Origin of the sequence: Shewanella sp. LZH-2 (assembly GCF_016859145.1) — a bacterium.
In the GTDB taxonomy this organism is placed as follows: domain Bacteria; phylum Pseudomonadota; class Gammaproteobacteria; order Enterobacterales; family Shewanellaceae; genus Shewanella; species Shewanella xiamenensis.
Map to the genome: position 1 here is coordinate 144,818 of NZ_CP069350.1, position 12,052 is coordinate 156,869.

Genomic DNA, 12,052 nt, shown 5'->3' on the forward strand with positions numbered 1-12,052 from the left:
AACGGCGGGATTAACGGCTACGGTAGACTGGATACTTAAGATATTGATTATCGTAGTAAGGACTGCGCTCATAGAACCAGCGTAGGCGTGCCTCGGGATCGGCAGCAAACGCTGGGTTTTCCAGCGCTTTGTTAAATTCCGCCTGTAGCTTGGGATCTTCCTTAAGCATCTTGGCGGCCAGCGGTTCTACTGCGTAGTCCTCAATGTATTCGGTACGGGTAAAGATAGGGTTAAAGAAGCCCCATTGCAGTAACGAGTCCGGTGATTGTGGCTCGAGCAGTAAAATCGCCAGATCGCCTAAGGGTTGATCTGTACTGATTTTCACTGTGCCCGCAGGCAAGGTGGTGGTCAGTTTCGCCAGTGTCGAGTCGGCCTTCACTGTGAGTCGTCCCTCGAACGCTTTGGTATTAAACACCGGATTGCTCAGGCTATATTGCTGCAATTTAAGTTCGGTTGGTTTGCTTAAACGTGTCATCCTGATGCCGTGTAGATTCAAGCGGTCAATCACTTGCGTCCATTCTGCGGGAATATAGTAGGCGCTCGGGCGAGTGACTTTGATATCCGGCACGGTTTCGGCCATCACTGGTAAATTCGGGTACAGTTTAGGCTCGCCTGTCCAACGCACTACCTCGGTGCCGCTAATCGGACTTTTCTCAAGAGTGTAGTCGATGCCTTTAAAATCCCAGTCTTTAGCCAGTGGCGCTGATTTCCACGTTAATGTGATCAGTGGCGAGGCGCGGTATTTATCCTCTTGAATCGCACTCTTTAACTTGGTCGCTTGGTTGCCCACGGTTTTAAGGGTTTGCTCAAGCATTACATAGGTGCCAAGTACGCGCTGCTTAAAGGGTTTTAAGCTGTGGTTCTCAATCAAAATAGTCGGCAGATGGCGGGCATCACCATAACCATTGGAGAAGCGTGGGCTTGGGTTCCACAGTGACATGCCTTTAGTGATATCGGCATTGTCGACGGCAAAAATCAGCGGGCCAGGAATATGACCTAGGGCACTTAGCGCGGCTTCGACCGCTGGGCGGTAGCTATTTTCGAGCCAGCGAAAGCTCGCGGGACTCAAGCCTTGGGCGAGGTTGTAGCCGAAGGTGATGTCGTACTGGTAGTCGATACCATCGGTGACATGCACATCGATATACAGATCCGGTTGCCACACATTGATTGCCCGCAGCATATTCTGCATTTCTAAGGTGTCGGCCTTGGCATAGTCACGGTTCAGGTTGAGATTATTGGCATTGGTGCGCCAGCCCATATTCACCGGGCCACGTTGGTTAACGCGATTAAATTCGCCGCTGCGCTCATGGGCATCAACGCTAAACATAGGCACAAACAGCAGGTTGGCTTTTTCGAGTAGCTCGCTTTTGTCGCCTTTGACTATATCTCGCAGTAGCATCATGCCTGCATCTTTACCGTCGATTTCACCGGCATGGATACCGGCTTGCACCAGAATTGTCGGCTTAGTGTTTTGCTTTAGCCGTGCCGATTCGTTAATGCCTTCACTGCTGGCGACATACATCCAAATGTCGCGGCCTTGAGGGCTCTGACCTAGGCTGACTTTTTGCAATTTAGTGGTTTCGGCCGCCAATCGGTCGAGCCATGCGATGGTGTCGTCATAGCTTGGGCTTTCGGTGCCGTTGCTTTGCTCGAAGGGCGTCGCCCATTCGTTATCGGCGCTGAGTAACAGAGCTTCGCTGCCACCATGCCAAGTAATACTCGGCGGGAGAATGGCATCATTGACAAAGGTATTAGCGCGAGTCGGTGTCGCTGCGACTTCGGGAGCGGTTTCTGTCGCGCTCAAAGCGCTACTGCTGGCATCTGTTTCAACCGCGTCGGTTTTAGCGGCCTCAGTGCTGGCAACTTCAGCGTTGGCAGCTCCAGAATTAGTCACTTCGGGTTGTGCGACTTCGGTATTCGCGGCAACGGCTAACTGGGCTGTGAATAATGAGCCCGCCGATAAGCAGGCAATGGCGATAACGGAAGGGGAAAACAAGCGCATGAAAACAGTCCACACATCGAATTTTTATTAGGGCGGTATCTTTTCATTAAGCCCCTACAAGTGCAAGGGCTGCCAAGGGTTTATCTTGGTCTGAGGGAGTGATTTTTCGCTGCTATTCCCGTGGTGACGGCCTATGCGCGCTTGGTAGTTTTATGTAACACGGTTTGTCCGCGATAGGCGACTTCGATAACCTCGATATCGGCGTAGAGGGCTTCGACGGCAATGGCGAGTTGATAGGTAAGCCAGCCGTATCCCGTGAGGGCAAATCCCTGTGCGACTTCATTCGCCAAAGGGGGCGAATTCGGTGCCGAGCTTGCCAAGCTAAGTTGTAATCTGTGTTGCAACTCTTGCTCTAATGCATTTGGTAGTGTGGGCAATGTAGCTGTTTTACCTGCAACAAATTCACTAAGGCGTTGCAGATAAGCCGTAAGCTCGGCGGCGACTTTGTTGATTTGGTGGTAAGCCTCTTTGTCGGCCTCCTGCCAGCGACTCAAAGGTAATAATTCGAGCAGGGTGATCAGCCGCACCTGTTTATTGACTAATTCCGCCAGCAGCACTTTATGTTTTTTTAGGGTTTGGCTTTCCCACTCGAGGGAGAAAAACAGTTTCTTCTGAGTTAATACCGCCTTCATCGCCGCTTCGAGTTCGGCGCAAAAATCTAAATCATGGTTGGCGGGGGCCTGTAAATGTTGGGTCAACACCTTGGCCATATTATCGATGGCATTGGCGAGCTGACTACGCCAGTCCTGTTTGGCTTTAATCGGGAAGATAAACAGCGACACCAGAATCGCGATAACACAACCTAGCAGAATATTGGCCGTGCGCCAGAGCGCCTCAGAGGTATCATGATTAGCATCGCCCACCACGATAATAATGGTGAATCCTGCCACCAGATAGGCATAACTGTAGCGTCCCGCTGAGATAAAACAAATCAGCGTCACCCCTAAAATTAACAGCCCCATAATCAGCCAATAACTGTCGAGTGTGGCCACTAACATCACGCCATAAGCCGAGCCTAAACAAGTGCCTACCGCCCGTTGCAGTGACTTTTCAATCGCACCGCCCACCTGTGGCAGACTCATCATAATGATCACAATCGTCACCATGCTCCAAATAAAATGCGGCGGCGACCAAATGGCATTAATGGTGACGGCAATCAGCAGGGCGAGGCCGAGTTTGAGGGCGTGAATGGCGCGGAAATGGCGATAGATAAAGTCGGCAAAAGGGCTTGCAGGGGCAAAGACGGACATAGTGCAACACTCCTTTGGACTGATGGTAGCCAAGTCATTATCGCAGAAACGCACTTCGCCCGTGTGGTTGGGCTGATAAAGAAATGCAAATTGCGAGGCGGCGCTGTTTGAGCTTAGTCCAAGGCACCGCCAAGATCACATTAAAGCTAGGTAATTGACATTAAATCAGTAAGATAGCGTGCAGCCTGTACAAGGCTCAGTTATAAAAAAGGCTTGAATAAGCAAGCCTATTCAAGCCTTAGGATGCGCGTGCGTGTTAACTCGGTTCTTGAGTCGGTTGCTCCGCAGTGTACTTATCCATAATCACGGCACAGGCGGCGTCACCTGTGATGTTTAGCGCGGTGCGGATCATGTCAAACACTCGGTCGAGGGCGAATAACAGCGGTAAACCATCAATGGGAATACCCGCAGCCAATAGCACTGCGACCACTAAAAATGACGGACCTGGCACACCCGCTTGGCCAATGGCGCCTAAGGTGGAGGTAAAGATAATCGCAGCGTAGGCGGTCATTGAGAGGTCAATGTTGTACATTTGCGCGAAAAACATCGCGACCAGACCATAATAAATCGCGTTGCCGCTCATATTGATGGTGGCACCTAAAGGCAGCACAAAGGCGGTGGTTGCCTTAGAAACCTTAAGATCTTCTTCGCAGGTTTCCATATTTACCGGCAGCGTTGCCATTGATGACGCGGTAGACAGTGCCATCACCTGCGGCTTTTTCATTGCCGAAATAAACTGGCGTGCCGAGACCTTAGAAAACAGCTGCACCACTATGGGGAAGAACACAAAACCATAGAGCAGAATCGCGGCCACAAACACGGCAAACAGCTTAAACACGACTTCTAAGGCATCAAAACCAAAAGTGCCGACGGAATCGGCCATCAAACCAAACACACCGATAGGGGCAATCACCATCACGCAGTTGATCATCCACACAAAGGCGTCGACGACGGTATTTAACGCCGCCATGATGGGCTTAGCGCCATCACCTTTGACCTTAGTCAGTGCGATACCAAAGAAAATACTAAACACCAGTATTTGAAGGATATTTCCGCCGTTTAGCGATTCGAACACATTAGTTGGGATCATGCCGATAAAGGTGTCGATCACTCCGGGGAGTGCGCCATGTTCGGCGGTCACTTCCATCAAGCCACTGCCGCTGTGGGCGGTAAAGTCGACCCCTGTGCCTGGCGTAAACACCTTGCCCATGACTAATGCCAAAGCGACAGCAAGCCCTGAGGTGACAATAAAGAAGCCAAAAGTGCCCACGCCAATCTTACCCGCCGAGGGGCTATCACCTAAGCTGGCGGCGCCACTGATGATAGAAACCAGTACCAATGGGATCACTAGCATTTTGATTAAATGGATAAAAATGGTACCCAGTGGTGCGAAGATACTCGCACTTTCACCCATCATAAAACCCACCAGTGCGCCAATAATCATGGCGATAACCACTTGTACACCAATGTTGCCTAATAAACTCTTGTTCTTCATTCTTGCGAAACTCCCCGGTTGCCGCAGCATTTTGTGTCTTAAGACTCGTTATCTATTTACAGGTCAGCCTTTGCTTTTAGCGTAAAAAGCTCAGCCCCGACAGGTTTTTTGGGCGCCTAAGGTATCACAGTTGGCTTAATAGGTTTTGTGAAACATCATCAACCTTGATTTGAAAATAACCAAAACCTAAATAACATAGCCTATAAATAAAGAATATTTAAAAATTATCATATTAAAATGGTTTTTATTTAATTTTGACTTGTTTTTTGTCCATCGAATTGATGAATTGTGATTTAGGCTTTGATGGGCGCAGATATCCTCTCGTATTCTTGGCACCGGTTGAGTCGCGAGAACTCCCATCTTTTACTTGTATGAATCTTGAGAGTGGTGAATAGCCAAATAGCCTCCATAACTATTCAACTCTTTGACTTACTCGGTTTTCCCTATGACAACACCATTTCGAGGACATTATGAATATCACCTCATTTTTCGGTCAGCCTGAGTCGTTACAGCGCTGGATAAGAAAGTGCACCGAACAACCTGGATTAAGTTATTGGCTGGTCTATCAAGATCTTGATCAAGGTGAATCCCTTCAACTGACCACATTGTTGTTCCCGATAGTGGTTAGGGCGTGTTGACGTTTCGAGATTAGATTTTGTTCGTTCTGGCAAGCACGTGCTCGCGAAACGAGGAATGAAGTGTAGTTATTCTACTCAAATGACGAGTGACAAAGAGCAAGGGCTTGCCAGGCGAACCCTTCGGGCAGCATTTGGCTGGCGTTTCTGCCGCGTTATCGTCCGTTTATGTAGAATAACTACACTGTACGGACTTTGCCTTGCATAAAAGCCAGCCTAATTGCTGCAAAAATAACCATGAAACTTCAACACGCCCTAATATGAGGGATTTATCGGATGCCGAAATTGATGCCTTTGAGGATGGCTTAAGCCGCAGTGACTATGGTTATCTGCTAAATACGGATCAAATCGAGGATGTCATTGCTAATCTTAAGCAGCAAAAAGCTCAGCCCAGTGAACAGGAACTGCTTGAAGCTATTATCTTTTACTATGAGCGAGATGCGTTTGTCGATATTTAAGTATTTGTATTTAAATGTTTTTAATCAGATGAAATGCCGACGTTTTACGTCGGCATCGGCGCTTAAAGCGAGGTGGTAAGCGGTGCAGTGTTTAGTGGTTATTGAGGTATCGAGTGCCCTGTTTATTATAAATTCAATGTTGCTAGCACTCTGCATACCTCTTTTACGCCCTAAGGCATTGATGGGAAAGTGAATGAGCTACCGATACCTAATGGCAGACCTAATGCCCAATATGCCAATAAAAAACCGCTCCAAAGCAGGAGAAAACTGATTGAAAACGGCAACATCAGCGCCACTAAGGTGCCAATACCTGACTCCTTTACGTATTTTTGGCAAAACACCACTATCAGCGGAAAGTAAGGCATCAGCGGGGTAATGATATTGGTTGACGAGTCGCCCACGCGGTAAGCGGCTTGAGTCAAATCGGGCGATACGCCCAGCTCCATTAACATGGGTACCATAATGGCACCAATCAAGGCCCATTTGGCCGATGCCGAGCCGACTAATAGATTGACGAACGCGGTGAGAAATACAATCCCCACCAAAGTCACACCCATCGGAAGGGCCAATTCTTTCAACGCCAACGCGCCTTTAATCGCCATTAATGCGCCTAAATTGGATTGACCAAAGGCATAAATAAACTGGGCGCAGAAAAAGGCCATAACGATGTAATAACCCATGCCGCTCATGGACTTACTCATGCCTTGAATAATGGCTCTGTGGTTATTCGCCGTGCCCGCAACATAGCCATAGACTATGCCTGGCACGAGGAAGAACACAAAAATAATTGCCACAATGGAGCGCATTAAGGGGGCCGAGGCACTGGTTAGCGCGCCATCGGTACCACGCCAAGCAGAGTTGTCACCATAGGCGGTAAACACCAGCCCTAAGACACATAACAACATGGCGCCCATAGCGAATTTGAGACCGCGGCGCTCATGGGGCGCCAGCTCATCAAGCGTTGGCAGCGTACTAGGATCGCCATTTACCGCAGTGTTTTTTAGGCGCGGCTCAATCACTTTATCCGTTAAGAACCAGCCAACTAAGATAATTAACACGGCAGATGCCGACGTAAAGAATATATTATTCAGTGGGTTAATCGTTAATGTGGCGGCAGCTGGGTCGGCCGATAATCTTGCCGCCGCCTGAGTTAAGCCGGCTAACATAGGATCAAGACTCGATGGCACGCCCACGGTTGCAGAAAAACCACCGGATACCCCAGCAAAAGCAGCGGCAATACCGGCTAGTGGATGACGACCCGCGGCATAGAAGATCACCGCGCCGAGTGGGATAACCAGAACATAACCCGCATCAACCGCGACATGGCTCAGGATACCCACTGCGATAAGTACCGGAGTGAGTAACATCTTGGGAGTCACTGATAAAATTGAGCGCAGCCCCGCATTAATAAAGCCTGTATGTTCGGCAACACCTAAGCCAAGCATTGCAACCAGCACGACACCGAGCGGTGGAAAACTCACAAAGGTTGATACGAGTGTTGAGGTAAAGGCGGTTAATGCACCGCCTTCGAGCATATTGACGACTTGAATGGGGTTACCCGTTCGGGGGTCGATTTCATCAAAACTGACGCCCGATAACCCCCAAGAGATCAGCCAGACCAAGCCTAGAAATAGTGCAAATAATACTGCGGGGTCGGGGAGTTTATTCCCTACGGTTTCGACGGTATTGAGAAATCGCTGGAATCCTGTGGCAGGTTTATGATTTTCCATTTGGGTGCCGCTTCCTAAAAGTGATGATTGTTATTGGTGATTATAAAAACGCAGCATTAATTTAAGCTTGGTTTAACTAATCGATAAGAAACAAAACACATAAAAAATCTAACGCAGTGACGTTAGTGCGGGTGGGGTTTAGTTACAAAATCAACAGACAAATAAAAAGCGCGGGTTCAGTGATGAACCCGCGCTTTTTTACTCAACAATGTGTTTGATTACATTATCTAAATGAATTCGCTACGCTTATGCCTTTGGGCCCGCGTTACGGATGGCGTCTGACACTTGGTACTTCGCGAAGTTCTTAGTGAAGGCTTCGGCCAGTTTTTGGGCGTATTCGGCGTACAGTGCTTTATCGCTCCAAGTGTTCACTGGGTTGAGTAGATTGCTGTCGACACCGCTAACCGCTACAGGCACCGCGAGGTTTAAGGTATCTAAATGAACGGTTTCAACGTTTTTCAGCTCGCCGCTGACAATCGCATCGACAATGGCGCGGGTGGTTGGGATGTCGAAACGTTTACCAATACCGTGTGGGCCGCCAGTCCAGCCAGTGTTAACTAAGTACACTTGGCTACCGAATGATTCGATACGCTTCATCAACAGTTCAGCATACACGCCCGCAGGACGTGGGAAGAAAGGCGCGCCGAAGCAGGTAGAGAAGGTTGACTGAATCGCAGAGGTTGAGCCGATTTCAGTCGAACCGACTTTCGCGGTGTAACCAGAGAGGAAGTGGTAAGCCGCTTGCTCTTTGCTCAGGATAGAAACCGGTGGTAATACGCCAGACACGTCGCAGGTTAAAAACACCACTGCGTGCGGCTCGGCGCCACGGTTGTCTTCTTTACGCTGGGCGATATGCTCGAGCGGGTAAGCTGCGCGGGTGTTTTCCGTCAGGCTGCTGTCTTTGTAGTTAGGCACGCGGTGTTCGTCCATTACCACGTTTTCCAGCACAGTACCGAAACGAATCGCATCCCAAATCACAGGCTCGTTCTTTTGGCTCAGGTCGATACATTTGGCGTAGCAGCCGCCTTCGATGTTGAATACGCCGCCCGGTGCCCAGCCGTGCTCGTCGTCACCGATCAGGAAGCGTTTTGGATCCGCAGACAGTGTGGTTTTGCCCGTGCCTGACAGACCGAAGAAGAGGGTGGTGTCGCCGTCTTTACCTACGTTAGCCGAGCAGTGCATTGGCAATACGCCTTGGGCTGGCAACAGGAAGTTTTGCACGGAGAACATCGACTTCTTCATTTCGCCAGCGTATTTCAAGCCCGCTAGCAACACTTTGCGCTCGGCAAAGTTTAAGATCACCGCTGCATCTGAATTGGTACCATCACGCTCAGGAACACAGACGAAGTCTGGTGCGTTGATGATTTGCCATACAGGCTTGTCTTGACGGTTAAATTCTTCTGGGATGATAAAAAGGTTGCGGGCGAACAGTTGGTGCCAAGCGTATTGAGTCGTCACGCGCACTGGCTGGTAATGTTCTGGGTCTGCACCGACTTCGAGGTCAGATACAAACAACTCTTTATCGGCGAGGAATGCTTCTACACGCGCCCATAATCCTTCAAAAGCACCGGGTTCAAATGCTTGGTTGACGGGTCCCCATTCGATATCAGCCGCTGAACTAGGTTCTTTAACAATAAAACGATCGCCAGGAGAGCGACCTGTGCGTGTACCGGTTTTGGCAACCAGCGCACCATTGGCGGTTAATTCACCTTCGCCGCGGAGCAGGGCAAATTCGACCAGTTGTGCTGTTGAGGGGTTGTAATGAACGCGGTTTAATCCATCCGCCATAGTGAGGTCTCCATTGACTTGTATTTGTAAGGTTATTTTTTATCGATCGTCTGCCGATTTTGCTTTTATTTATCGCCCGAGGCGTGCTAGGGGACAAAGTGTGCCGATTGTATCCTATCCGTAGCTAAAGTGTGAGCTGGATCATTGAGGTGGTACAAAAAAGGGCACCCAAGGTGCCCTTTTGACAGTAAGTAAAAACTTACTGCTGGGTATTTGAAGTGGTGCCATTGGCATAGATTGCTGCAACATCAATAGCATCGAACACGTATTTCGCATTGCAGTATTCACAACCCATTTCGACCTTACCGTCTTCCGCCAGAATGGCTTCGACTTCGGCTTGATCGATGGTTTTAATCGCCGCCGCACTGCGCTCGCGTGAGCAAGTGCATTTAAAGCTGACTTCGATAGGATCGAATAGACGCACTTCTTCTTGATGATACAAGCGGTGTAATACGTCCTGCGCTTCTAGGGTGAATAACTCTTCCGCCTTGATGGTCGCTGTCAGCTGACATAAATGCTCGAAGTCGGCATTGTGGTCTTCTTGGCTTGGTAATATTTGCAGGAACATGCCAGCAGCTTGTTTACCGTCGGCAAATAGCCACATTGCTGTGGGTAATTGCTCTGACTGGTTAAAGTAGTCTTCGACACAGGCGGCTAAGGTGGGTTTATCAAGGGCGACCACGCCTTGATAGCGTTCGCCTTCGTCCGGTGTGAGGGTGATAACCATATAACCTTGGCCAAACAGGTCGGCTAGGCTGGCATCGTCGGCTAGCTCGCCATCCCAGCGGGCGATACCGCGCAATTGCTGCTGGTTATTGCCATTGATCACCGCCAGCGATACTGGGCCATTCCCTTGCAACTGCACGCTAATATCACCGCTAAATTTTAGGGTGGCGGTTAATAAAGAGGTCGCCGCCAGCAACTCGCCGAGCAGGGTTTGCAGCACAGGAGGATAGGCATGTGAACCTATTACCTGCTGATAGCTATCTTGCAATTGCACCAGTTCACCACGCACATCGGCATTATCGAACAGGTAGCGGTGTAAAATATCTTGGGTCATTTTGTATCTCACTATTAGGTAACTTTTACGTAATTCTTAGCATTCTTTAAATCGGATAAGTTGGCGTCGTTGCTTTTTATCCGGTTTATGGTCGGGTGCAGGATTATTAAGAATATTCAATCGTCTTGCTTCGGCATTTAACGCGCGTTTAGCGATGCTGGCGGCGGTTTCTTCGTACAATTCCTGTGCAATTGATGCACTTTGGCGTGATTCTGATAATTTTTTTATGACGATCTCTTTATCGTCATAACCTTGTCGTATTTTAAGGACGGCACCTATCTCAGCATTCTTACTAGATTTGGTGCGCGCACCGTTGTAATGTACTTTGCCGCCGTTGATCATTTCTTTGGCTATGGCTCGGGTTTTATAAAAACGTGCGGCCCATAACCATTTATCGAGTCGAACGCTGCCACTGTCGCCTGAACTTTGTGTCATAGTGTCTCCAAGATAAAAGATCGATGAGTTCACATGCTGAGTAATAAAATGCCTAAGTCGCATTGCTATTATGTTAAAGAGTGGTGCGCTTCACACCCTTTTTAGGCGGGCAAAGTTAGCATAAATGGCCAATTTTCGCCAATTGCAATACTGTTATGGGGTTGTTGCCAAATGCGGCCTAGGTTAGCATGTGGCGAACATGATAATTTTTATAATCAGAACAGAGACCTGTATTGAGGGTCCACATAAATATGGATTTATTAGATAACGTTATCGCAAAAGCTGCAGGTATTCCGCATAAGCCGTTGAGTCAGGTTGTTTTCTGGCTTGGTTTTATTCTGAGTTTACTCTTAGCCGCGCAAATTACATGGAAACTCGTGCCTACCACCTCTTCTCCTACAGCATGGTCTCCCACTGCGGTGACCACGGCGGGTAAAGGGGCTGGGCAAATTGATCTGGCAGGATTACAGCAACTCGCACTTTTCGGCAAAGCCGACGCCAAGGCGGATAAACCTAAAGTCGAAGTGGTCGAAACCGTAACCGATGCGCCAAAGACTTCCCTTTCTATTCAGCTGACGGGGGTGGTGGCATCCACCGCTGACCAAAAAGGTCTGGCGATTATTGAATCCAGTGGTAGCCAAGAAACCTACAGCTTGGGTGATAAAATTAAGGGTACATCCGCTTCGTTAAAAGAAGTCTATGCAGACCGGATTATCATTACCAATGCGGGTCGCTATGAAACCTTGATGCTTGATGGTTTGGTTTACACCAGTCAAAGCCCAGCGAATCAACAATTACAAAAGGCCAAGAGCGGAAAAGCTGAAGTCGTTAGTCGAGTGGATCAGCGCAAGAATGCTGAAATCTCTCAAGAACTGGCCGAATCTCGCAGTGAACTCTTAGCCGATCCCAGTAAAATTACTGACTATATTGCGATTTCGCCCGTGAGACAGGGAGAAAACGTTGTTGGTTATCGCCTCAATCCTGGTAAAGATGTGAACCTATTTAAGCAAGCAGGCTTTAAACCCAATGACCTTGCTAAATCGATTAATGGATACGACCTGACCGTAATGAGTCAGGCGTTAGAAATGATGAGCCAATTGTCTGAATTAACTGAAGTTTCTGTTATGGTTGAACGGGAAGGACAGTTGGTTGAAATCATGTTTAGTTTGCCGCAATAACACGCGTTAGGGGAAAGTAAA

The 12,052-nt window shown here is 48.7% G+C and carries 10 protein-coding genes; 3 read left to right on the forward strand and 7 right to left on the reverse strand.

The genetic code is table 11. The annotated features are described in order from the left end of the window. Window positions 1-10: 10 nt before the first annotated feature. From JM642_RS00670 to JM642_RS00680, 3 genes are all read right to left on the reverse strand, one after another. Entirely contained in the window at window positions 11-2,002 is a 1,992-nt protein-coding gene (locus tag JM642_RS00670; RefSeq protein ID WP_203432514.1) for a M14 family metallopeptidase, read from the reverse strand. 131 nt (window positions 2,003-2,133) lie between these two features. Continuing rightward, on the reverse strand, window positions 2,134-3,252 hold the full coding sequence (locus tag JM642_RS00675; RefSeq protein ID WP_203432515.1) for an FUSC family protein: 1,119 nt from the start codon (window positions 3,250-3,252) through the stop codon (window positions 2,134-2,136). Between the two features lie 256 nt (window positions 3,253-3,508). Continuing rightward, window positions 3,509-4,747: a dicarboxylate/amino acid:cation symporter gene (locus JM642_RS00680; protein ID WP_203432516.1), complete on the reverse strand. Its 1,239-nt coding sequence runs from the start codon at window positions 4,745-4,747 to the stop codon at window positions 3,509-3,511. 470 nt (window positions 4,748-5,217) lie between these two features. On the opposite strand from JM642_RS00680, the gene JM642_RS00685 reads away from it, so the two are divergent. Together JM642_RS00685 and JM642_RS00690 are read left to right on the forward strand one after the other, a co-directional pair. Further along, entirely contained in the window at window positions 5,218-5,385 is a 168-nt protein-coding gene (locus tag JM642_RS00685; protein WP_203433873.1) for a hypothetical protein, read from the forward strand. A 257-nt stretch (window positions 5,386-5,642) separates the two neighbouring features. Continuing rightward, window positions 5,643-5,840, forward strand: coding sequence for a hypothetical protein (locus tag JM642_RS00690; protein WP_239000473.1), 198 nt, complete (start codon window positions 5,643-5,645; stop codon window positions 5,838-5,840). 170 nt (window positions 5,841-6,010) lie between these two features. On the opposite strand, the gene JM642_RS00695 is transcribed toward JM642_RS00690, so the two are convergent. The 4 genes from JM642_RS00695 to hslR form a co-directional block, all read right to left on the reverse strand. Continuing rightward, on the reverse strand, window positions 6,011-7,570 hold the full coding sequence (locus JM642_RS00695) for an AbgT family transporter (RefSeq protein WP_172591184.1): 1,560 nt from the start codon (window positions 7,568-7,570) through the stop codon (window positions 6,011-6,013). 246 nt (window positions 7,571-7,816) lie between these two features. Continuing rightward, the gene (locus tag JM642_RS00700) at window positions 7,817-9,358 is read right to left on the reverse strand and encodes a phosphoenolpyruvate carboxykinase (protein WP_037416403.1); all 1,542 of its coding nucleotides are present in this window, start codon (window positions 9,356-9,358) and stop codon (window positions 7,817-7,819) included. A 199-nt stretch (window positions 9,359-9,557) separates the two neighbouring features. Continuing rightward, window positions 9,558-10,418 carry an Hsp33 family molecular chaperone HslO gene (gene hslO, locus JM642_RS00705; protein ID WP_037416407.1) on the reverse strand — a complete coding sequence of 287 codons (861 nt, stop codon included), beginning with the start codon at window positions 10,416-10,418 and terminating at the stop codon, window positions 9,558-9,560. 36 nt (window positions 10,419-10,454) lie between these two features. Further along, entirely contained in the window at window positions 10,455-10,853 is a 399-nt protein-coding gene (hslR, locus tag JM642_RS00710) for a ribosome-associated heat shock protein Hsp15 (RefSeq protein ID WP_037416410.1), read from the reverse strand. A gap of 251 nt (window positions 10,854-11,104) precedes the next feature. Here hslR and gspC point away from each other — a divergent pair, with 251 nt between their 5' ends. Beyond that, complete coding sequence (gspC, locus tag JM642_RS00715) at window positions 11,105-12,031, forward strand: type II secretion system protein GspC (protein ID WP_037427535.1); 927 nt, start codon at window positions 11,105-11,107, stop codon at window positions 12,029-12,031. Window positions 12,032-12,052: the final 21 nt, after the last annotated feature.